The sequence below is a fragment of the Tistrella mobilis genome, from assembly GCF_041468085.1.
Classification (GTDB): domain Bacteria; phylum Pseudomonadota; class Alphaproteobacteria; order Tistrellales; family Tistrellaceae; genus Tistrella; species Tistrella mobilis_A.
Genome location: NZ_CP121017.1, coordinates 3,224,633 through 3,244,339 on the forward strand (window position 1 = coordinate 3,224,633; position 19,707 = coordinate 3,244,339).

Annotated in this window: 22 protein-coding genes; 13 read left to right on the forward strand and 9 right to left on the reverse strand. The window is 69.2% G+C overall.

Going from position 1 to position 19,707, the window contains the following annotated elements; genetic code table 11:
* Positions 1-2 precede the first annotated feature (2 nt).
* From P7L68_RS20185 to P7L68_RS20195, 3 genes are read left to right on the forward strand one after another with little or no spacing between them, the layout of a single operon-like run.
* Positions 3-1,289, forward strand: a complete 1,287-nt coding sequence (locus P7L68_RS20185; RefSeq protein WP_372001096.1) for an acetyl-CoA carboxylase biotin carboxylase subunit family protein — start codon at positions 3-5, stop codon at positions 1,287-1,289.
* Positions 1,286-2,527, forward strand: coding sequence for an MFS transporter (locus P7L68_RS20190; RefSeq protein ID WP_372001098.1), 1,242 nt, complete (start codon positions 1,286-1,288; stop codon positions 2,525-2,527). The genes P7L68_RS20185 and P7L68_RS20190 overlap by 4 nt, the downstream gene beginning before the upstream one ends.
* A gap of 47 nt (positions 2,528-2,574) precedes the next feature.
* Positions 2,575-3,834, forward strand: coding sequence for an MFS transporter (locus P7L68_RS20195; protein WP_372001100.1), 1,260 nt, complete (start codon positions 2,575-2,577; stop codon positions 3,832-3,834).
* Here the strand turns inward: P7L68_RS20195 and P7L68_RS20200 are convergent.
* Together P7L68_RS20200 and P7L68_RS20205 are read right to left on the reverse strand one after the other, a co-directional pair.
* Positions 3,753-4,550 (reverse strand): SDR family NAD(P)-dependent oxidoreductase, encoded by a 798-nt coding sequence (locus P7L68_RS20200; RefSeq protein WP_372001102.1) that lies wholly within the window; start codon positions 4,548-4,550, stop codon positions 3,753-3,755. The two genes, P7L68_RS20195 and P7L68_RS20200, sit on opposite strands and share 82 nt — an antisense overlap.
* Positions 4,551-4,628: 78 nt before the next feature.
* Entirely contained in the window at positions 4,629-5,540 is a 912-nt protein-coding gene (locus P7L68_RS20205; protein WP_372001103.1) for an SDR family oxidoreductase, read from the reverse strand.
* Positions 5,541-5,644: 104 nt separating this feature from the next.
* On the opposite strand from P7L68_RS20205, the gene P7L68_RS20210 reads away from it, so the two are divergent.
* Positions 5,645-6,226, forward strand: coding sequence for a TetR/AcrR family transcriptional regulator (locus P7L68_RS20210; RefSeq protein WP_372001105.1), 582 nt, complete (start codon positions 5,645-5,647; stop codon positions 6,224-6,226).
* A 23-nt stretch (positions 6,227-6,249) separates the two neighbouring features.
* Here P7L68_RS20210 and P7L68_RS20215 read toward each other — a convergent pair whose 3' ends face one another.
* Positions 6,250-7,047 (reverse strand): IclR family transcriptional regulator, encoded by a 798-nt coding sequence (locus tag P7L68_RS20215; RefSeq protein ID WP_372001107.1) that lies wholly within the window; start codon positions 7,045-7,047, stop codon positions 6,250-6,252.
* Positions 7,048-7,323: 276 nt separating this feature from the next.
* On the opposite strand from P7L68_RS20215, the gene P7L68_RS20220 reads away from it, so the two are divergent.
* From P7L68_RS20220 to maiA, 6 genes are all read left to right on the forward strand, one after another.
* On the forward strand, positions 7,324-8,418 hold the full coding sequence (locus P7L68_RS20220) for a cupin domain-containing protein (RefSeq protein ID WP_372001108.1): 1,095 nt from the start codon (positions 7,324-7,326) through the stop codon (positions 8,416-8,418).
* Entirely contained in the window at positions 8,415-9,131 is a 717-nt protein-coding gene (locus tag P7L68_RS20225; protein ID WP_372001110.1) for a fumarylacetoacetate hydrolase family protein, read from the forward strand. Before P7L68_RS20220 ends, P7L68_RS20225 begins: the two co-directional genes overlap by 4 nt.
* Before the next feature lie 78 nt (positions 9,132-9,209).
* Complete coding sequence (locus P7L68_RS20230; protein WP_372001112.1) at positions 9,210-10,253, forward strand: TRAP transporter substrate-binding protein; 1,044 nt, start codon at positions 9,210-9,212, stop codon at positions 10,251-10,253.
* Positions 10,250-10,816, forward strand: coding sequence for a TRAP transporter small permease (locus P7L68_RS20235; protein WP_372001114.1), 567 nt, complete (start codon positions 10,250-10,252; stop codon positions 10,814-10,816). The genes P7L68_RS20230 and P7L68_RS20235 overlap by 4 nt, the downstream gene beginning before the upstream one ends.
* A 6-nt stretch (positions 10,817-10,822) precedes the next feature.
* The gene (locus P7L68_RS20240; protein ID WP_372001116.1) at positions 10,823-12,130 is read left to right on the forward strand and encodes a TRAP transporter large permease; all 1,308 of its coding nucleotides are present in this window, start codon (positions 10,823-10,825) and stop codon (positions 12,128-12,130) included.
* 13 nt (positions 12,131-12,143) lie between these two features.
* Positions 12,144-12,818, forward strand: coding sequence for a maleylacetoacetate isomerase (maiA, locus tag P7L68_RS20245; RefSeq protein WP_372001117.1), 675 nt, complete (start codon positions 12,144-12,146; stop codon positions 12,816-12,818).
* A 23-nt stretch (positions 12,819-12,841) separates the two neighbouring features.
* On the opposite strand, the gene P7L68_RS20250 is transcribed toward maiA, so the two are convergent.
* From P7L68_RS20250 to cysE, 6 genes are all read right to left on the reverse strand, one after another.
* Positions 12,842-14,074, reverse strand: a complete 1,233-nt coding sequence (locus tag P7L68_RS20250) for a type II toxin-antitoxin system HipA family toxin (RefSeq protein WP_372001119.1) — start codon at positions 14,072-14,074, stop codon at positions 12,842-12,844.
* The gene (locus P7L68_RS20255) at positions 14,067-14,369 is read right to left on the reverse strand and encodes a helix-turn-helix domain-containing protein (RefSeq protein ID WP_372001121.1); all 303 of its coding nucleotides are present in this window, start codon (positions 14,367-14,369) and stop codon (positions 14,067-14,069) included. Before P7L68_RS20255 ends, P7L68_RS20250 begins: the two co-directional genes overlap by 8 nt.
* Positions 14,370-14,436: 67 nt before the next feature.
* On the reverse strand, positions 14,437-15,639 hold the full coding sequence (locus P7L68_RS20260; protein ID WP_372001123.1) for a cysteine desulfurase family protein: 1,203 nt from the start codon (positions 15,637-15,639) through the stop codon (positions 14,437-14,439).
* A gap of 115 nt (positions 15,640-15,754) precedes the next feature.
* Positions 15,755-16,888 (reverse strand): cysteine desulfurase family protein, encoded by a 1,134-nt coding sequence (locus tag P7L68_RS20265; protein ID WP_372001125.1) that lies wholly within the window; start codon positions 16,886-16,888, stop codon positions 15,755-15,757.
* Complete coding sequence (locus P7L68_RS20270; RefSeq protein WP_372001127.1) at positions 16,885-17,406, reverse strand: Rrf2 family transcriptional regulator; 522 nt, start codon at positions 17,404-17,406, stop codon at positions 16,885-16,887. Before P7L68_RS20270 ends, P7L68_RS20265 begins: the two co-directional genes overlap by 4 nt.
* A gap of 50 nt (positions 17,407-17,456) precedes the next feature.
* The gene (cysE, locus tag P7L68_RS20275) at positions 17,457-18,197 is read right to left on the reverse strand and encodes a serine O-acetyltransferase (protein WP_372001129.1); all 741 of its coding nucleotides are present in this window, start codon (positions 18,195-18,197) and stop codon (positions 17,457-17,459) included.
* A 197-nt stretch (positions 18,198-18,394) separates the two neighbouring features.
* On the opposite strand from cysE, the gene P7L68_RS20280 reads away from it, so the two are divergent.
* From P7L68_RS20280 to P7L68_RS20290, 3 genes are all read left to right on the forward strand, one after another.
* A complete protein-coding gene (locus tag P7L68_RS20280) occupies positions 18,395-19,033 on the forward strand; it encodes an alpha/beta hydrolase (protein ID WP_372001130.1) in 639 nt (212 codons plus the stop codon).
* 154 nt (positions 19,034-19,187) lie between these two features.
* Complete coding sequence (locus P7L68_RS20285; RefSeq protein WP_345957737.1) at positions 19,188-19,388, forward strand: DUF5397 domain-containing protein; 201 nt, start codon at positions 19,188-19,190, stop codon at positions 19,386-19,388.
* On the forward strand, positions 19,388-19,666 hold the full coding sequence (locus tag P7L68_RS20290; protein WP_372001132.1) for a virulence factor: 279 nt from the start codon (positions 19,388-19,390) through the stop codon (positions 19,664-19,666). Before P7L68_RS20285 ends, P7L68_RS20290 begins: the two co-directional genes overlap by 1 nt.
* Positions 19,667-19,707 lie beyond the last annotated feature (41 nt).

A 19,707-nucleotide genomic window follows, 5' to 3' on the forward strand; every position in this document is an offset into this window, starting at 1 on the left:
CCATGGCGCATATGGTCTTCGTGGAAACCACCCGCCCCGCCACGCGGGCGCTCGATCATGCGCTGGCCATGGGGCACGAGGTGACGCTGATCCGATCGGGCCGCTTCGACTGGCTGTTACCGCCCGCCGAGCATGAGCGGATCCGCGCGCTCGACATCCGTCGGGTGGAGATCGCCGACACCCGCTCCGATGCGCTGATCGAGACGGCCCTTCACGATCTGATGGCCCTGGGGCCGGTCGATGCCGTCCTGACCGCCTTGCAGCCGGTGGCCACCCCGGCCGCGATCGCCGCCGGCCGGCTCGGCATCCGGGCGACCGCGGCCCGGGGCATGATCAATGCCCGCGACAAGGCGCTGACCCGGGCGGCACTGGACCGCGCCGGCCTGCCCTCGGTCGCCCATGCCACGGTCCGCACGCTGGAGGATGCCCTGAACGCCGCGGACCGCATCGGCTATCCGGTGATCGTGAAGCCGGTGAACGGCCTGGGCAAGGCGCTGACCACCTGGGCCAACCGCCCCGACGACATCCACAGGCATTTCGCCACCCTGGGCGGGCGGCGCGAATTGCTGCAGACCGGGCTTTCGGACGAACTCGCCGATGCCGCCTTCATCATCGAGGAAATCGCCCGCGGCCCGCTGCATTCGCTGGAGCTGGCGGGGCTCGCCTCGGGCGCCAAAGTGCCGCTGATCCTGGTGCGGCGGAAGACCGGGCGGGATGATCCGGTGCTGGAGATGGGCTCCACCGTCCCCGCCCCGCTTTCCGCCGAAGACCGCCGGGCGGCAGGCGATTATGCGGTGGCGGTGGCCGAGGCGCTGGGCCTCGACATCGGCATCTTCCATATCGAGCTGATCATGACCGACAGGGGCCCGCGGCTGGTGGAGGTGAACCCGCGGATTGCCGGCGGCGCCATCCCCGATCTGATCCGCACCGCCACCGGCATCGACCCGTTCGAGCTTCTGGTGCGCATCCATGCCGGCGAAAGCCCGGTTTCGGACTGGCTGCCCGAAACCTGCGCCGCCAGCCACAGCTTCATCACCATGGCCGAAGACTGTACCATACGCGCCGATCTGGCCCCCGACTGGTTCGATGCCTTCCGGCCGCGCATGGCCTCGGGCGGCTGCGACATCCGCCCGGGGGCCAGCTACCGGCGCATGGACGGCAATCAGGACGTGCTGGGTGTTGTCCGAATGGTTGCACCAACCATCGGCGAAGCCGCCGCCGCCTGCGAGGCGCTGCGGGCGGAGATCGCCGCGACCCTGGGTGTGAAGCTGGTGGAGCTGGTGGAATGAGCGGCACCACCCAGCCCCTGCCCTCGCGGCTTGCGCTCTTCGCCGACCGGCGGTTCCTGCTGCTCTGGGCGGCGATGCTGGTCAGTGCCACCGGCACCTTCATGCTGCTGCTTGCGGTTTCGGCCGAATTGCTGAAACGCCATGGCTCGGGCCTCGGCGCCGCTTCGGTCTTTGCCTTTCAATGGATCCTGCCGGTGGTGGCGGTGTCGCTGGTCCGCCGGCTGGCCGAAAGCCGGCGGCTGCGGCGCACGGTGATCCTGGCCGAAATCGCCGGGGCCGTGATCTCTCTGGCGATCGGCCTGCTGCTGACCGCCGATCTGACGGTGGCCGTGCTCGCCTGCTTCCTGATCCGGGGCCTGGCCGAAGCCGTGACCAAGACCTCGCGGGTGGTGCTGGTCAAGCTGATGTTCCAGGGGCCGGCGCTGACGCTCGCCTCCTCCACCTTCAACCTGTCCTTCTATGTCGGCGGGGCACTGGGCGGGCTGGCGGGCGCGGTGGCAGTGGAGCATCTGCCGCTGATCGGGGTCTGCGCGGTCGATGCCATGACCTTCCTGATCTCGGCCGCCTGCTATCGGGCGCTGCCCGATCTGCGACCGTCCGGCGAGGCGCCCCGCGCCCCCGGCCGGCGCCGGGGCGCCATCGCCGAGGCGCTGTCGCTGATGCGCGCCGACCGCAGGCTGTGGCTGGCGGCAGGCTATGTGGTGGCAGCGACCGGCGTGCTTCAGGGTTTCCACAACACCGCCCGGGTGGTGCTGCCCATGCGCCATCTGGGCCTGGGCGAAAGCGCGGTGATGCATCTGCAGATCACCAGCGGCCTGGCCATCATCCTGGGGGCGCTGGCGATCCCGGTTCTGGGGGCGCTGGCCCGCCACCGCGGCTTCGCGCCGCTCACCCATCTGGGCGCCTGCGTCATGCTTTGGGCCGTGACGCTGGTCGCGGGCGAGACGGGGCTGCATCTCGGCTATTTCGCCTATATCTTCCTGTTCGAGGCCGCCTTCACCGCCGCCCAGGCCCAGCTGATCCAGGCCACGCCCAGCCGCGACATGGCGACGATGCAGGCGGCGGTGGGGGCGCTGGGCACCAGCCTGCTGATCGGCTGTACGCTGTTGAGCGGCGCGCTCGCCGATCTGATGCCGCTGCCGCTGGTGGCCGCGATCACGGCCGGGATCGGGGTCGTCATCCTGCTCGCCATCGAGGCCGGCAGCCGCCACGGCATCCGCAAGGCCGCCGGTATCTGATGAAGGCCCCCGTCTGATGAAGGCCCCCTGATGAAGGCCCCCGTCTGATGAAAGGGCTGCTGCACGACCGCAACTTCCTGCTGATCCAGGCGGCGACGCTGATCAGTGCCACCGGCAGTTTCATGCTGCTGCTCGCGGTTTCGGCCGAGCTGTTGCGGCGGTCGGGATCGGGGCTGGGGGCCGCCTCGGTCTTCGCCTTTCAGTGGATCCTGCCGGTGCTGGCGGTCTCGGCCGTGCGGCGGCTGGCCGATCTGCCGGGGCTGCGGCGGGTGCTGATCCTGGCCGAACTGGCCGGGGGCGCACTGTCGCTCGCCATCGGCCTGCTGCTCACCGCCGATCTGCTGCCTGTCGTCCTCGGCTGTTTCCTGCTGCGCGGCTTCGGCGAGGCGGTCACCCGCACCGGAAGGGTGGTGCTGCTGCGCCGGTTGTTCGACGGCCCGCGCCTGGCCGCGGCCGCCGCCAGCTTCAACATCGCCTTCTATACCGGCGCCACACTGGGGGGCGTGACCGGCGGGCTGGTGGTCGGGCGGCTGTCGCTGACGGAGATCTGCGCGCTCAATGCCGCAAGCTTCCTGGTGGCGGCACTGTGCTGGCGGGCATTGCCGGATGCGCGCGGCGCGGCCGATGCAACCAAAGGAGGTAGTGGCGCACTACGGGATGCCTTTCGGCTGATGGCCCGCCATCCGGCGCTGCTGCGCCAGGCCGGCTATGTCGTGCTGTCGACCGGCGTGTTTCAGGGCTTTCACAACGCCGCCCGCACCCTGTTGCCCATGCGCGGGCTGGGGCTGGACGACCGGGCGGTGATGCATCTGCAGGTGGCAAGCGGGCTCGCGATCATCCTGGGGGCGGTGCTGGTGCCGCTGCTGGGCAGGCTCGCCCGCCGCCGCTGGCTGACGCCCTGCGCCTCGGTGCTTGCCTGCCTGCTGCTGGCCGCCGCCAGCCGCGCCCCCGGGCTCGGCCTGCTCATCGCCGCCTATCTGGCCTTCCTGGTCGCCTTCGAACTGGCCTTCACCGCCGCCCAGGCCGGGCTGATCCGGGCCGCGACCACCGGCCAGATGGCGACCATGCAGGCCGCCGCCAATGCCGGCGGCACGGCCCTGGTCATCCTGGTGACGCTGGCGACCGGCGGCCTGGCCGATCTGATGCCGATGGCGGCCGTGGGCCCGGTGATCGGCGTTCTGGGGCTGATGCTGATCGCCGGGCTGGAGCTGGCCGCGCGGCGGGCTCAGGCGATGCTATCGACCACGCCGCCATCCACCCGCAGGGCGGCGCCGGTGGTGGCGGACGACAGCGGCGAGGCCAGATAGACCGCCAGATTGGCGACCTCGTCGACCGAGGCGGCGCGCCGGATGAGCGAGCCCGGCCGGTTGTCGGCCACGAAATTCGCGGCACTGTCTTCGATCACATCCCCGTCCACCGGCCGGCCATCCGCCTCCAGCATGCGCCGGAGCCCGCGGGAGAGGGTCGGGCCGGGCAGGATGGCATTGGCGGTGACGCCGGTACCGGCCAGCCGCTTGGCAAGCCCCCGCGACAGGGCCAGACAGGCGGTTTTGGTGACGCCGTAATGGATCATGTCGGCGGGGATGTTGAGCGCCGATTCCGAGGACAGGAAGATCACCCGCCCCCAGCCGCGATCGACCATGCCCGGCACCAGCGCCCGCGACAGGCGCATGCCCGACAGGAAGTTGACCGCCAGGATCTGCTGCCAGAGATCGTCATCGGCCTCGAAGAAATCGGCCGGGCCGAAGACGCCGACATTGTTGACCAGAATGTCCGGCTGCGCGACCGCTCCGGCCAGGGTATCGCAGCCGGCCCCGGTGCCGAGATCGGCGGCGACACCGCGCACCTCCGCCCCGGGCACGGCCTGCTTCAGCGCCGCCACCGCCTGGTCGACATCCGGCTGATGCCGGCCATTCAGCACCACGGACGCCCCCGCCCCGGCCAGGCCGCGGGCGATGGCATGGCCGATGCCGGCGGTGGAACCGGTGACGACGGCCGAGCGGTCAGTGAGATCGATCTTCATCGGATTTGCCTCCAGACGACTGCGGGATCGTCAGAGGTGCGAACGCCGTGGCAGGCGATGCGTTCCGGCCCCGATCGATCAGCGATAGCCGGCAGGATCGGCCGGCAGGCCTGCCTCCTGAACCTCCACCAGATAGCGGAAGCAGTCGGGGCGCGAGCCGTCGAGATCGTCGACGCCATAGACCCGGGCCAGTTCGCCGCTGGAGGTCGAGGTACCGTTCCAGCGCATCCGCCGGGGGTCTGCCGCCAGCGCCGCAATGCCGCGGCCAAGGAAACGGGGGGTTTCCGAGATGCAGAAATGCGGCTCCCGCGCGATGGCATCGTGCCAGCCGGCCTCGGTGACGCCATAATGGTCGAGCATCATCTCGGACCGCATCCAGCCGGGCGTCACCGCGACCGAACAGCAGCCATAAGGCTCAAGATCGCGGGCATGGGCCCAGGCCATCCGGATCACCGACATCTTGGCCAGATCGTAGAAGGGCGACAGCCGGTAGCGGCCGGCATTGTACCCGGCGGTGCCGTCGGTCACCTCGACCAGAACCCCGCCGGGCCGGCGGATCATCAGCGGCAGCAGGTGATGGGCGGCGATCAGATGGGTGTCGACCGCGTTGTGCAGCAGCCGCAACCCCTTGTCCAGGTCGTGCCCCCAGACCGGGACGTTCCATTCGGTGAGCAATTCGCCGCCCCAGACATCGTTGACCAGCAGGTCGAGCCGGCCATGGGCCGCGTCGATCCGGGCGGCCAGCGCGGCCACCGCCGCCCGGTCCAGATGGTCGAGCACGACCGGGATGCCGCAGCCGCCGGCCGCCGTGACCAGGGAAGCCGTTTCCTCGATCGTCTCGGGCCGGTTGTAATCCGAACGGCGACCGGCGGTGGAGCGGCCGGTGACGTAGACCGTGGCTCCGGCGGCGCCCAGCTCGACCGCGATCCCGCGCCCGGCGCCGCGCGTGGCGCCGGCAACCACGGCAACCCTGTCCGAAAGAGCCGTCATGAACCATGTCTCCCTGGGTATGGCGCTTCCATAAGCGTCTCGGATAATTTATAAACGAATATTCGTTTATAATGGAAGACCAGGGTTTACACTGGAAGGACGATATGGCCCGCCAGCGCAGCCTGCCCGATGAACGGGTTCTGGAGATCACCCTCGCCCTGATGCACCGGTTGGGGCCGCAGGCCGTCACCTTCGCGGCGGTGGCGGCCGAAACCGGCCTGTCCAGCGCCACCCTGGTCCAGCGCTTCGGCAGCAAACCGGCAATGGTCAGGGCGGCACTCGATCTTGCCTGGACGCGGCTGGAGACCGCGACGGCCGAGGCGATCGCCGCCTGCCCGCCGACGCCGGACGGCGCGGTCGCCCTGCTCGCCGGGCTCTCCCACGGCTATGGCGACATCGACAGCTATGCCGACGGGCTGATGGTGCTGCGCGAGGATCTGCGCGACCCGGAACTGCGCGCCCGCGGCGCCGCCTGGGGGGCCGGGCTGGCGACGGCGATCGACCGCTGTTTTCCCGACCGCCCCGGCGCCGGCAGGCTGATGATCACCCAATGGCAGGGCGCACTGATCTGGTGGGGCTTTGCCCCCGACCGGCCGATCGACCGGGTGGTGGCGGAAAACCTCGGCAGTCTGGCGGGCCTGCTCGCCGGACGGCCGGTCCCGGCGGAACCGGCCGGGGGCGGCTGACCGCATCGCGCCCCCGGGCAGCGTCAGGCCGTGGCGCCCAGCTCTTCCGAGATGATCCGGCAGCGTTCCGCCAGCAGCAGGGCGGCCGGGTGATCGGGATCGGCAAGGGCGCGATCGGTGCCGATCAGGGTCAGCACGCATTGCGCCTCGTTCTGCCAGTCGAGCACGGGGCTGGACGCGGCGGCAAGGCCCGGCACCACCGAACCGTCGACGGTGGCGACCCGGCGGGCGCGGATCTCCGCGACCAGCGCATCGACATCGACCGGCGGCAGATCCCGGCCGGCGGCACGGGTTTCGGTGGCGAGCACCGGTGCAGTCACGCTTTCGGGCAGCCAGGCCAGAAAGGTGCGGCCGGTGGCCGACCGCAGCAGCGGCATCACCGATCCCAGGCTGAGCGCGCCCACGAAAGGCACCCGGCTGCGGTGCAGCCGGACGACGACCGCGCCGTGCAGGCTCCAGACCGCCAGATGGGCGGTGAAACCCGAAGCTTCGGCAAGCGACGGCAGTTCGGCCGCCGCCCGCGCCACCGGATCCAGCCGGCCCATGGCCGCCAGCCCCAGCTGCAGGGCGATCGGCCCCAGATCATAGCGGCCGCCATCGCCATCCTGCACCACCAGCCCGTCGCGGACATAGCTCGCCAGATAACGATGGGCATTGCTGGCCGAGATGCCGGCCGCCTGGGCGATGGCCTTCAGCGGCAACGGCCCGCCGGCGCGCATCAGCACCATCAGCACGCGGTTGCCGATCTCCACCGACTGAATGCCGCGCGACCCGGCGGCTGCGCCGGCCGCTCCCCCCTCTTCCAGCTCGATCGCTGCCATGGCGGGGTCTTGTCCTCCCATCGTTTCCGACGCCTTGCGGCAGATCGCCGCCGCGGCGATCGACCGCATGGGCTTCTGCATTGGCGTTTGCTTCTGAGCAATCGTTTTGCTAATAGAGAATACAGAGCCCGAAGACGGGTGACAACATGTCGCACCGACGGCCGGCGATCTTCAGTATCGCGCCGGCCCAACGGTCGCACAGCAGAGGCCGGGTCATCAGCGGGTCGCGTGGGAAACGCCGCCGTCCTCCCGGCATGTGCCCATGGAGGAATTCCGATGACCGCTCCCACCGCTTCAGGCCCCACCTCTTCCGGCCCCACCTCTTCAGGCCCCACCTCTTCAGGCCTCCCTGAAAGCTACGCCGCCGAACTCGACCGGCTGGACATGGCGCCGCTGTGGACGGTGCTGGCCGATCTGGTGCCCGAACATCCGCGACCGAAAGCCGTGCCCCATCTCTGGCCCTATGCGACCGCGCGTGCAGCCCTGCTGGAAAGCGGCCGGCTGATTTCGGCCGAAAAGGCCGAACGCCGCGTGCTGGTGCTGGAAAATCCCGGCCATCGCGGCGAGCACCGCGCCACCGCCTCGATCTATGCCGGGCTGCAGCTGATCCTGCCGGGGGAGCGGGCCCCCGAACACCGCCACACCCAGTCGGCGCTGCGCTTCGTGATCGAAAGCGACGGCGCCTATACCACCGTCGAAGGTGCCAGGGTCGACATGGCCCCCTTCGATCTGGTGCTGACCCCGCGCTGGCGCTGGCACGCCCATGGCCATGACGGCCGGGAGCCGGGCGTGTGGCTGGACGGGCTCGACATCCCGATGATCAGCCTGTTCCAGGGCGGTTTCGCCGAGCGGATCGGCGACAACGAAGCCCCCGCCCGCCGTCCCGACGTCTCGCCCGCCATGCATGCCGCGGGGCTGCGCCCGGCCGCCGGCACTGCCGCCGCCGCCCATGGCCTGCTGCACTATCCCTTCGCCAGCTGGCGGCCGGCGCTGGATGCCGCACGTGCCGCAGGCGGCGTGGAACCCCATGACGGCGTGCGGCTGGAATTCACCGACCCGGCCACCGGCGGCCCGGTGCTGCCGACGCTGTCGGCCTTCGCGCAGCTGGTGCCCGCCGGCACCGCCACCCGGGCCGTGCGCCGCACCGAAAGCGCGATCGTGGTCGGTGTGGAAGGCCGCGGCACGCTGGCGATGAGCCGCGCCGACGGCAGCCGCGTGGCGCTTGCCATCGGCCCGCGCGACGTTGCCGTGATACCCTCCTGGTCCGATCTGTCGATCACCGCCGAAGCCGGCGAGGACCTGGTTCTGTTCAGCCTGTCGGACCGGGCGGCGCAGAGCGCGCTCGGCCTCTATCGCGAGGAACGTGCATGACCACCGCTGCCACCAGCCCGGAGATCACCGCCGGCGGCACCGCCCCCACCGTCGTCGTGCCCGTCGAGGGCGGCGGCGGCTTCGCGGTGCGCCGGGTGTTCTGCGTCGGCCGCAACTATGCCGCCCATGCCCGCGAGATGGGCCGCGACCCGGATCGCGAGCCGCCCTTCTTCTTCACCAAATGGGCCGAAAGCGTGGTGCCCGGCAGCGGCACCATCACCTATCCGCCGCGTACCGCCAATTATCACCACGAGGTGGAACTGGTGGTGGCGATCGCCGAAGGCGGTGCCAACATCCCGCAGGACCGGGCGCTGGATCATGTGTTCGGCTATGCGGTCGGCCTCGACATGACCCGCCGCGACCTGCAGCTGGCCGCCCGCGATCTGGGCCGGCCCTGGGACGAAGGCAAGAATGTCGAGCAGAGCTGCCCGATGGCGGCGCTGGTGCCGGCCACCCGCATCGGCCACCCCGATCGGGGCCGGATCGTGCTGATGGTGGATGGCGCCGTGCGCCAGGAGGCCGACCTCGCCGACCTGATCTGGAGCGTGCCCGAGATCGTGTCGATCCTGTCGGAGAGCTGGACCCTTCAGCCCGGCGACCTGATCTTCACCGGTACGCCCGCAGGCGTCGGCGCCGTGGTGCCGGGCGCGGTGATGCATGCCGAAATCGACGGCCTGCCGGCGCTGGACGTGACGGTGGTCAAGGCAGACTGACGGGTACCGGAAGAAAGACGGGTGCGGCCGGCGGGGAATGACCGGCCGCCCCTCCATGACATTGGGGAGGAGACGACAATGCGCGGTTTCATCGCGGCGGCTTTCGGTGCCGCCCTCACCATCGCAGGGCTGGGCGGCGGCGTGGCGCCGGCCGCAGCGCAGGAAACGGTGACGCTGAAGATCAGCCACTACCTGCCGGCCAGCCACGGCTTTCAGACCGATTTCCTGGGCCCCTGGGCCGAGGAACTGGCGCGGCGTACCAATGGCAAGGTGAAGGCCGAGATCTATCCCGGCACCAGCAGCTTCGGCAATGCCGCCCGCCAGGCCGATCAGGTCCGCGCCGGGGTGATCGACATCGCTCTCGGCCTGCGCGGCATTCCGCGCGGCCGGTTCGAGCGCAGCTCGGTCTTCGAACTGCCCTTCGTCGTCAGCGAGGCCGGCGCCGGCACCAAGGCGATGTGGGAGATGTACAAATCGGGCGCGCTTGCCGACGACTACAAGGAATACAAGGTCCTGGCGCTGTTCGTGCACAATGGCGGCCTGTTCCACACCACCTCCACCCCCGTGCGCGAGCTGTCGGACCTGAAGGGGCTGCGCCTGCGCACGCCGAGCGAGGCGGTGTCGGTGATGCTGCAGTCGCTGGGCGCAAGCGCCGTGGGCCTGCCGCCGAGCGAAATCTACGAAAACCTGCAGAAGGGCACGCTGGACGGCCTGGTCACCACCTGGGATCTGGTCGGCGCCACCCGGCTGAACGAGGTGGTGAAGTACCACACCGACGGCCGGGTCTATACCGCGGCCTTCTATGTGCTGATGAACCAGCGCAAATATGACAGCCTGCCGGCCGATGTGAAGCAGGCGATCGACGAGACCTCCGGCGATGCGCTGGTGGCGAAGTTCGGCGACTGGTGGGCGAAGTGGGACAAGGCCGGCCGCGAGGATGCGGTCGCCCGCGGCCACGAGATCATCGAGGTCGACGAGGCCACCCGCAACCGGTGGCGCCAGGAACTGACGCCGATGATCGATGCCTATATCGAGCGGCTGCAGAGCACCGGCGTCGCCGATGCCCGCGCGCTCTACGACCAGGCCCGCGACCTCACCGCCCGTTACGAGGCTGCGGAATGACCAAAAGCCCTTCGGCATCGCCCCGGCCCGCTCGCGGCGGTGCCGTCCGGCTGGTCGACGGTGTGATCGAGGCGGCGGCGCTGCTGGGCGTCGCCTGCCTCGGCATCGGAATCGTCGCAACGGTGGCCGATGTCCTCGGCCGCCAGGTCCTCGGCTTCCAGGTGACCGGCACCGTCGATCTCACCCAGCTTGCCGTCGTCACCTGCGCCTTCCTGTCCCTGCCCTTCGGCTTCCGCCGCGGCGCCCATGTCGCGGTCGAACTGCTCGACGACCGGCTGCCGCCCGCGGCACTGCGCGCGCTGGACCTGCTGGCGGGGCTCGCCGGGCTCGTGGTCATGTTCGTGATCGCCTGGCGCGGCTGGGGAGAGCTGGAACTGGCGCTCGATTACGGCTCGATCTCGCAGGATCTGGGCCTGCCGCTCTGGATCCATCGCGGCCTGGTCGTGGCCGGCGGGGCGCTGGGCGTGCTCGCCTGCCTGATGAACATGGCCGAGGCGCTCGGCCTCTGGTCACGTCCCGCGCCCGCCCCTGCCGGCGCCTCCGTCTCCGTCAACGAGGGCTGAGTTCCCATGGACCTGACGATCGGCGTGCTCGGCTTCGTGGCCGTGCTCGTGCTGGGCATCCTGCGCGTGCCCGTGGCCGTGGCGATGGCCGTGGTGGGCCTTGCCGGCGGTGCGGCTTTGGGCGGGCTCGACGGCATTCTCTATCTCTCGGGCACCCTGCCCTATGACGCCGTCTCGCCCTACGGCCTGTCGGTGGTGCCGCTCTTCGTGATGATGGGCGTGTTCGCCGGCCGGGCCGGGCTGTCGCGGGCGCTTTACGACGTGGCGGATCTTCTGGTCGGCCGTTTCCGCGGCGGCCTCGCCATGGCCACGATCGGCGCCAGCGCCGGCTTCGGCGCGATCTGCGGATCCAGCCTCGCCACCTGTGCGACCATCGGCAAGGTCGCCCTGCCCGAAATGCGCCGCCACGGCTATCCCGACGATCTGGCGGCGGGCGCGGTTGCGGCCGGCGGCACGCTGGGCGTGCTGATCCCGCCCTCGGTGATCATCGTGCTCTATGCGCTGATCACCGAACAGTCGATCGGCGCGCTGTTCGCCGCCGCCCTGATCCCCGGGCTGATCGCCACCCTCTATTACATGATCGCCGCCCGGATCTCGGCCCGCCGGCTGCCGCGGCGCGGAGAGCGGGGCGGCGAGACCGGCGAGCGCAGGCGCGGCGGGGGCCTCCGCCTGCTCGCCATCGCCGATATCGTGGTGCTGTTCGGTCTGGTGATCGGCGGCATCTATGCCGGCCTGTTCTCGCCCACCGAAGCGGCCGCGATCGGCGCCGGCGGTGCCGCCCTGCTCGCCTGGATGCGCGGCGGGCTGAAGGGTGGCGAACTGCGCGGCGCGATGGTGGAGACCGCACTCACCTCGGGCATGATCTTCCTGATCCTGATCGGGGCGGCGCTGTTCAATTACTTCGTCGAGACCTCGGGCCTGCCCCAGGCGCTGGTGGGCGCGATCGCCGCCGCGGGGCTCGGCCAGCTGGAAGTCATCATCCTGCTGGTGGTGTTCTATCTGGTGCTCGGCTGCTTCATGGACAGCATGTCGATGGTGCTGCTGACGGTGCCCGCGGTCTTCCCGCTGATCGAGGCCAACGGCATCGATCCGATCTGGTTCGGCATTCTGCTGGTGACCGTGGTCGAACTCGGGCTGATCACGCCGCCGATCGGCATGAATCTGTTCGTGCTGAAGGGCATCGATGCCCGTCTCGATCTTGGTGTGGTGATCCGGGGCGTGCTGCCCTTCATCGGCGCCGATGTGGTGCGGGTGGTGACGCTGATCGCCCTGCCCCAGGTCGTGCTGTTCCTGCCCCATCTGCTCGGCTTCTGAGGACCCTGCCCCCATGACCGTCGAACCCGATACCACCGGACCCGACACCGTCTTCCACGGCTATTTCCGCTCGTCTGCCGCCTATCGCTGCCGGATCGCCTTCAACCTGAAGGGCTTTACGCCCACGCAGCGCTTCGTGCATCTGCGCAAGGGCGAACAGAAGAGCGCGGCCTATAAGGCGCTCTCACCCGCAGGGCTGGTGCCGGCACTGGAAACGCCCCGGGGCGTGCTGACCCAGTCGCTCGCGATCATCGAATGGCTCGACGAGACCATGCCCGATCCGGCGCTGCTGCCGGCGGATGCCTGGACGCGCGCCAAGGCCCGCGCCTTCGCCCAGACCATCGCCTGCGACATCCACCCGGTGAACAATCTGCGGATCCTGGGCTATCTCAAAAACCCGCTCGGCCATGACCAGGCGACGGTCGACAGCTGGTACCGCCACTGGATCGCCGAGGGCCTGAGTGCCGCCGAGGCGCTGGCGCAGGATGCCGGCGGACGCGGTCCCTTCCTGTTCGGCGACAGGCCGGGCCTGGCCGACATCTGCCTGGTGCCCCAGCTCTACAATGCCCGCCGCTTCGCCTGCCCGCTGGACGCCTATCCGCGGCTGCTGGCGGTGGAAGCGGCCTGCAACGCCCTGCCCGCCTTCGCGGATGCCGCTCCCGATCTGCAGCCGGACGCCGAGGGCTGAGGGCCAGGGACTGAGGCAACGTCTCAACCGGCACGGACGATCGCAAGCCCTGTGAGGTGTCTGTCGATGGCAGACACCACATGGCTCGCGACCGGCAGATGAGACTTTTCCGCCTGCCAGAGATCCAGGAAACGCCCGACCGTCTCCCGCGCGATCTGCTGGAGCTGGTGTGACGGCAGCCCCGCCTTTTCCGCCATTCTGTCGAGTTCTTCCCAGGTGAAGGCGTCGAAGCGCTTCACCCGGGCAAATTTCAGAGCAACATTTTCGTCCGGCATATACGGGATGGTGGACAGCATATCGTAGGCGGGGGCCAGTCGGGCGGTTCTTTTGTCCGCGTATATGACGGACCAGTTCTTCAGGTGCATGTCCGCATTTCCGATCAGGACACTGAAGACGAGCCGCCTGACAAAATCAGCCGCCACCTCGACGTCGCTCTCGGTCGCCAGAACCTGAAGGATGTTTCGCAGGCTGGCCGATTTGTACTTCGTCTCGGGGTACACACCGAAAATCTGGGCGAAGTCCTCGATATGCACGGCCCCGGCGGCCGTGCGATCGAAGCGACGGATGGCGAAGCCCTGCCCCCGGATCCGACCGAGGTCCTGCGGCAGGCCATCGATCCCATCCAGATCGACGAGCCTGATTTCCGGCACGTCGATCCCGAGATCACGTGCCAGAGACATCATCGCAAACTCATTCTCCGGCACGCCTTCGAAGCGGGTCGACGGCAGTTTGACGATCCATTCCCCGCCGATCCCCCGGGCCGGGATGGCCAGGCCGCCATTCTTCCCGGCCCGATGCACCGCAGAAAATTTCAGCTGAACCCCCGCCAGCGAGAAGCGCAACACCCCGGCCGGATCCCGGCAGCCCGCGGCATCTTCCGCCTGCCCTGTCCATGGCTGCCCGGCATCGGGGTCGGCCGGCACAATCGATACCGCACCGGCAAGATCCTGCCCCAAAGCCCGGAGCAGGAAAAATTCCCGATCCGGATGCACACCGGCGCGGCGGGCCAGATAGTCACGCAGCACACCTTCCGGCAGAAGATTTGCGAAGAACGGCGGCAGCCGCCGCTGCGTCGGCGGTATGTTGGTGATCAGGCTGCCGAACGCATCCTTGAAGGACAGGCTCAGCGTCGGCCGTGCCGGATCTGCGACATAGTCCTGATCGAAAGCGAAGATCGTGCGATCCCCGCCCAGCCGGGTGAGGGAGCCGATACGGCGCCCGTGCAGCCGGACGTCGAGGACCGCCAGATCAGACATCGTCCTTGTCCTCATCGAGCTGATAGACGGGGCGAGGTTCCGCCTGGCCGGATGTCAGGGATGCGATGACGGCAAGAACGGCCGGTAATGCCTTGCGCGGCACGAGCACGGGTTCCAGATCGAGCACCCGGGCCAGTTCGATCAGGCTGGAGAGCTGCAGATCGACGGTGCCCGTCTCAATCTTCGAGATGTGACTCTGGGGCAGGCCGGTCAGCGAACCGAGGGCCCGCTGCGTCAGGCCCTTGCCCCGCCGCGCGGCCTTCAGCTCCTTAGCAATGTCGGGAATCTCGTACATCTGATCTGCTTTCGCATATATCGATCTGCCCGACATATACTAAAACAGATCAGACTCTTCTGCGACCTCAACTCCGGCCACCGGCGGCCTTCGCGAGCATGGCCACCGCCCGGTCGACCTCCGCCTCGGTGGTGAAGCGGCCGAGGCCCAGGCGCAGCGCCGCCGTCACCCGCGCATCGGCGAGTTTCAGCGCCCGGAGCACGTAGGACGGCTCCACCGCCGCCGAGGAACAGGCCGAGCCGGCCGACATGGCGATGTCGGGCAGCGCCCGGATGATCCGGTCGGCTTCCGTGCCGGGCAGCGACAGGTTCAGATTGTGCGGCACCCGCGGGGTATGGCCGGGGGCATCGGTGCCGGTGAAGGCGGCACCGTTGATCTCGGGCCTGAGCCCGGCAGCACTCAACCCTTCCAGCAGACGCAGATGCAGCCGGCCGATGCGCTGCGTTTCTTCGGGCCCTTCCTGACGCGCCAGACGGGCCGCCTCGCCCAGGCCGACGACCAGAGGGGTCGGCAGGGTGCCGGCCCGCAGGCCGCGTTCCTGGCGGCCGCCGTCGAAGAGCGGCTGGATGCGGTCTTCGATCCCCCGGCGCACGAACAATGCGCCCACGCCCTTGGGTCCGTAGATCTTGTGGCCCGACAGGCTGAGCATGTCGACGGGGGCACGGCGCAGGTCGAGCGGGATCCGCCCGGCCGCCTGGGCGGCGTCGGTATGGACCAGGGCGCCCCGCTCATGGGCGCGGGCGGCGATTTCGGCGACCGGCTGGACGGTGCCGATCTCGTTGTTCACCGCCATCACCGAGACCAGCAGCGTGTCGTCGCGCAGCACCGCCGCGACCGCATCGGCCCGCACGATGCCGTCGGGGCCGGGCGGCACCACGGTCACCTCGAAGCCATGGGCTGCGGCCATGCGCTCGGCCGCCGCCAGCACGCAGCGATGCTCGATCGCGCTCACCACCAGATGCCGGCGCGGATTGCCGGCCGCAACCGCCGCCAGCGCCGCCCCCTTGATGGCGAGGTTGTTGGATTCGGTGGCCCCCGAGGTGAAGACGATCTCGCCCTGATCGGCGCCGATCAGGGTTGCGACCTGCCGGCGCGCCTTCACCACCGCGGCTTCCGCGTCCCAGCCCCAGCGATGGGTGGCGGAATGGGGGTTGCCGAACTGGGTGGTGAGATAGGGCATCATCGCCTCAAGCACCCGCGGGTCCATGGGCGTGGTCGCCTGATTGTCCAGATAGATCGGCGCCGCCGGACAGTCGGTATCGTCGCTCATGCGGCCGGGAGCCTCCATAGCGGTCATCGCATCACGTCTCCGTCACCGGCCCGATCGGGGCCCCCGGTTGTCGTCCCGTCGCGGGGCGCCCATGCACGGACGCGCCCCGCAGATCTCATTCGGCTGCCCTGGCGCGCCGGGCCGCCATGCGGCACCAGGCGGCGATGAAGGCCTCGGCATCATCGGCCGTGCTGCCGGCCCCCAGGCTGACCCGAAGCGCCTGGCCGGCCAGATCGCCCAGCCCCATCGCGGCCAGCACCGGGCTTGCCGTCACCTTGCCCGAGGAACAGGCAGAGCCGGCCGAGACCGCGATTCCGGCCAGATCCATCCGCATCACCTGGGTCTCGGCGGCGATGCCCGGCAGCACCACCGACAGGGTGTTGGCCACCCGGCCACAGGCCGCATCCCGCCCCGGAAAGACGGCATCCGGCGCCGCTGCGGCCAGGGCCGCCTCGATCCGGTCGCGAAGCGCCGCCAGGCGCCGCCCTTCGGCGGCCAGATCCGTGGCGCCGAGCGCCGCGGCCGCCGCCCCGAAACCGGCAATGCCGGCCAGGTTCTCGGTGCCGCCGCGCCGGCGAAATTCCTGCCCGCCCGCGATCAGCGCCGCAGGTTCGACCTCCGGCCCCGCCACCAGTGCCCCCACACCCTTGGGGCCACCGATCTTATGGGCGGAGAGTGACAGGAAATCGACCGCGCCACACAAGGTTCCGAGGTCGAGCCGCCCGGCCGCCTGCACGGCATCGCAGGCGATCCGCCCGCCCCGGGCATGCACCAGCGCCGCGATCTCCGCCACCGGCTGAATGACCCCGGTCTCGTTGTTGACCGCCATCACCGCGACCAGCGCGCCGGCGCCGCCATCCGGCAGACGGTCGAGCACGGCCGCCACTGCATCCGGGTGGACCACGCCCTGGCCATCCACCGGAATGCGCGGGGCCTGGGGATCGGCCGCCAGCACGCTGTCATGCTCCACGGCCGAAACCGCACGCCGGCCGGGTTCCGCCTGATGCAGCATCCAGGCATTGGATTCGGTGCCGCCCGAGGTGAACAGCACCCGGTCGGGCCGGGTGCCGCAAAGGGCCGCGATCTCGGCCCTGGCCTGCTCCACCACCGCCCGGGCGGCGCGGCCCTCGGCATGAATCGAAGACGGGTTGCCGGCCAGATCCAGCACCTCGATCATCCGCGCCCGCGCCGCCGGCAGCAGCGGCGCGCCGGCATTGTGATCGAGGAAATGGCGCATGGTGCGCGTCACGGGTGGTCATCCTTATGGCCTGTGGCCAGATCGGCGATGCTGACCTGGGCGAGCCGGGCGCGAACCCCGGCATCGACGGCCTGCCAGAGGGCGACCACGCCGCAGCCGAACCGGCCCTCCACCCCCCGCAGCCGGCCGTCCCCGCCCTCGACCGCGGCCACCACATCGGCGACGCTGATCGCCTCGGGCGCGCGGGTCAGGCAATAGCCGCCGGCGGCACCCCGGGCGCTGCGCACCAGGCCGCGCCGGCGCAGCTTGCGGAACAGCTGTTCCAGATAGGCCGGCGGGATGTCGGCACAGGTTGCGATGTCGGAAATACAGGTCGGCGTGGCACAGCGCCGCCGGGCCAGCTCCACCATCGCCACCACGGCGTAATGCGCCCGCGCCCCCACCCGGACCACGCCCGATCCGCCCGCCGCCTCCCGCGGGGCCGGGCGGGCGCGCCGGGGCAGATCGGCGGTCCCGGAACAGTCGGGGTCGGCGGTGTCGATCGCGGCACTGTCGAAGCTGTCGGGCATGGGGCGCAGCCTGGCGTTTGTGGGGCGGGTGGGGCGCAGATCAGGGACGCTCAGCGGCGGTCGCCGGCCCCAGGCAGGCGGTGAATCCGGGCCTCGGCATCGGTGACGGCACGGGCATGGCCCTCGGGGTCGAGCCCGGCCTCCAGCTCGCTCACGCGGGCGGACAGGCGCTGAACCTCGCTCAACAGCCCGTCGACGATCCGCGCCATCGGGTCCGGCAGGTCGGGGGTGCCGATCGCATAGGCATCGAAGCGGCGCATCTCTTCGTCCAGCCCGCCGCGGGCCTTGACGATCCGGCCCGGAATGCCGACCACCGTCGCCCCCGGGGGAACGTCTTTCACCACCACGGCGTTGGAGCCGATGCGGGCATCGGCGCCGACCGTGATCGGCCCCAGCACCTTGGCGCCGGCACCGACGATGGTGCCTTCCAGCACGGTGGGATGGCGCTTGCCCTTCTCCCAGCTGGTCCCGCCCAGGGTGACGCCCTGATAGAGAGTGACGTTGTCGGCGATCTCGGTCGTCTCACCGATCACCACGCCCATGCCGTGGTCGATGAAGAAGCCATGGCCGATGGTGGCGCCGGGATGGATTTCGATCGCGGTCAGGAAACGGCCCAGATGCGACACCCAGCGGCCGAGCAGCTTGAAATTCCGCCGCCACAGCCAGTTCGCGACGCGATAGATCATGATCGCGTGGAAGCCGGGATAGCAGAGAATCACCTCCAGCCGGCTGCGCACTGCGGGGTCGCGATCGAACACCACGTCGATCTCGCGTTTCAGGCTCTTGAACATGGCCTCGCACCGTGTGATATCATCCGCCACCCTGCGTCCGGCGACGGACTCCGTTATGGCGCCCCGACCGCTGCGCGCGACCCGACGTCGTTTCCACGGACTCTACGGATATCCGACCGAAACAGTCAAGATTGTCCGTCATCACCGGCCCCCGCCCGGGCGCTTTGACGTCGGCAACGACAATACTGGGAGCAGCAATGCCCGAAGTGATCATCAACGGACCCGAAGGACGCCTTGAAGGCCGGTATCACCACGGGACGGCGAAAAACGCGCCGATCGCGCTGATCCTGCATCCGCATCCGCAGCATGGCGGCACGATGAACAACAAGGTGGCCTACACCTTGTTTCAGACGTTCAAGGCGCGCGGCTTCTCGGTGCTCCGCTTCAACTTCCGCGGTGTCGGCCGGTCCCAGGGCAGTTTCGACAACGGCCAGGGCGAGCTGTCGGATGCCGCATCGGCGCTCGACTGGATGCAGAACTACAACCCGAACGCCACCGGCTGCTGGATCGCCGGCTTCTCGTTCGGCGCCTGGATCGCCATGCAGCTGCTGATGCGCCGGCCCGAGATCGACGGCTTCATCTCGGTCGCGCCCCCGGCGAATATGTACGACTTCACCTTCCTCGCCCCCTGCCCGTCTTCGGGCCTGATCATCCATGGCGACCGCGACGACATCGTCTCGCCCGATTCGGTCACCAAGCTGGCGACGAAGCTGAACAGCCAGAAGGGCATCACCATCGAGCACAAGGTGGTGCCGGGCGCCGACCATTTCTTCGGCCAGCAGCTGGAAACGGTGGCGGCGCTCAGCGACGATTATCTGACCCGCGCGGGGCTTTGAGGCGCGGAAAGCGGAACCCGGATGATGGGGATAAGCGGCAAAGAGCCACGGACGGATTAATTTCGGCCCAGGTATAACGTAGGGGTCCGATTTTGATTGTCGCCGTCCACTATCTCAGCCACGATTCCCCGCATCTTTTCATGGGAGAAACATCATGCATGCTACCGTTGCTCCCCCATTCGTTCCGGTCGGGAAGATCAAATGCTTCGGGCCTTTCGGGCCGAAATACGAGGTCGGCCATGTTCTTCGTCAGTTGGACGATGGCGATTGGATGGTCGAAGTCACAATGGTCGAGACTGGCGAGACGGCCGAGTACCGCTTGACGCACCTGTCGGATGATCCTGAGGCAAGCTGATGTACGCGGCGGCTTTCGATCTGGTGGTCGCCGATACCGAGAAACATCATCCCAAGGGTGTCACCCAGGCATACACCGAAATTGGAGCGGCACTCGCAGATCACGGCTTCCGCCGTGTGCAAGGCAGCCTGTACGTTACCGACGACGAGAACATGGCAAACCTGTTCCTGGCAATACAGTCGCTGCGATCAAAAGCATGGTTTCCAAGATCTGTGCGAGACATCCGCGCATTCCGCATTGAACAGTGGTCCGACTTTACTTCGGTGGTGAAGGCATAAACACAGGGCCTGGCTGTTTCGGCCCCCACCTGCCTTCACAG

Coding starts and splice junctions, on each gene's coding strand:
- P7L68_RS20255 (WP_372001121.1), bottom strand. CDS start 14,369: ATGTACGAGATTCCCGACATTGCTAAGGAGCTGAAGGCCGCGCGGCGG.
- P7L68_RS20200 (WP_372001102.1), bottom strand. CDS start 4,550: ATGAAGATCGATCTCACTGACCGCTCGGCCGTCGTCACCGGTTCCACC.
- P7L68_RS20230 (WP_372001112.1), top strand. CDS start 9,210: ATGCGCGGTTTCATCGCGGCGGCTTTCGGTGCCGCCCTCACCATCGCA.
- P7L68_RS20220 (WP_372001108.1), top strand. CDS start 7,324: ATGACCGCTCCCACCGCTTCAGGCCCCACCTCTTCCGGCCCCACCTCT.
- P7L68_RS20280 (WP_372001130.1), top strand. CDS start 18,395: ATGCCCGAAGTGATCATCAACGGACCCGAAGGACGCCTTGAAGGCCGG.
- P7L68_RS20185 (WP_372001096.1), top strand. CDS start 3: ATGGCGCATATGGTCTTCGTGGAAACCACCCGCCCCGCCACGCGGGCG.
- P7L68_RS20250 (WP_372001119.1), bottom strand. CDS start 14,074: ATGTCTGATCTGGCGGTCCTCGACGTCCGGCTGCACGGGCGCCGTATC.
- P7L68_RS20215 (WP_372001107.1), bottom strand. CDS start 7,047: ATGGCAGCGATCGAGCTGGAAGAGGGGGGAGCGGCCGGCGCAGCCGCC.
- P7L68_RS20235 (WP_372001114.1), top strand. CDS start 10,250: ATGACCAAAAGCCCTTCGGCATCGCCCCGGCCCGCTCGCGGCGGTGCC.
- P7L68_RS20260 (WP_372001123.1), bottom strand. CDS start 15,639: ATGAGCGACGATACCGACTGTCCGGCGGCGCCGATCTATCTGGACAAT.
- P7L68_RS20225 (WP_372001110.1), top strand. CDS start 8,415: ATGACCACCGCTGCCACCAGCCCGGAGATCACCGCCGGCGGCACCGCC.
- maiA (WP_372001117.1), top strand. CDS start 12,144: ATGACCGTCGAACCCGATACCACCGGACCCGACACCGTCTTCCACGGC.
- P7L68_RS20210 (WP_372001105.1), top strand. CDS start 5,645: ATGGCCCGCCAGCGCAGCCTGCCCGATGAACGGGTTCTGGAGATCACC.
- P7L68_RS20195 (WP_372001100.1), top strand. CDS start 2,575: ATGAAAGGGCTGCTGCACGACCGCAACTTCCTGCTGATCCAGGCGGCG.
- cysE (WP_372001129.1), bottom strand. CDS start 18,197: ATGTTCAAGAGCCTGAAACGCGAGATCGACGTGGTGTTCGATCGCGAC.
- P7L68_RS20240 (WP_372001116.1), top strand. CDS start 10,823: ATGGACCTGACGATCGGCGTGCTCGGCTTCGTGGCCGTGCTCGTGCTG.
- P7L68_RS20290 (WP_372001132.1), top strand. CDS start 19,388: ATGTACGCGGCGGCTTTCGATCTGGTGGTCGCCGATACCGAGAAACAT.
- P7L68_RS20190 (WP_372001098.1), top strand. CDS start 1,286: ATGAGCGGCACCACCCAGCCCCTGCCCTCGCGGCTTGCGCTCTTCGCC.
- P7L68_RS20285 (WP_345957737.1), top strand. CDS start 19,188: ATGCATGCTACCGTTGCTCCCCCATTCGTTCCGGTCGGGAAGATCAAA.
- P7L68_RS20270 (WP_372001127.1), bottom strand. CDS start 17,406: ATGCCCGACAGCTTCGACAGTGCCGCGATCGACACCGCCGACCCCGAC.
- P7L68_RS20205 (WP_372001103.1), bottom strand. CDS start 5,540: ATGACGGCTCTTTCGGACAGGGTTGCCGTGGTTGCCGGCGCCACGCGC.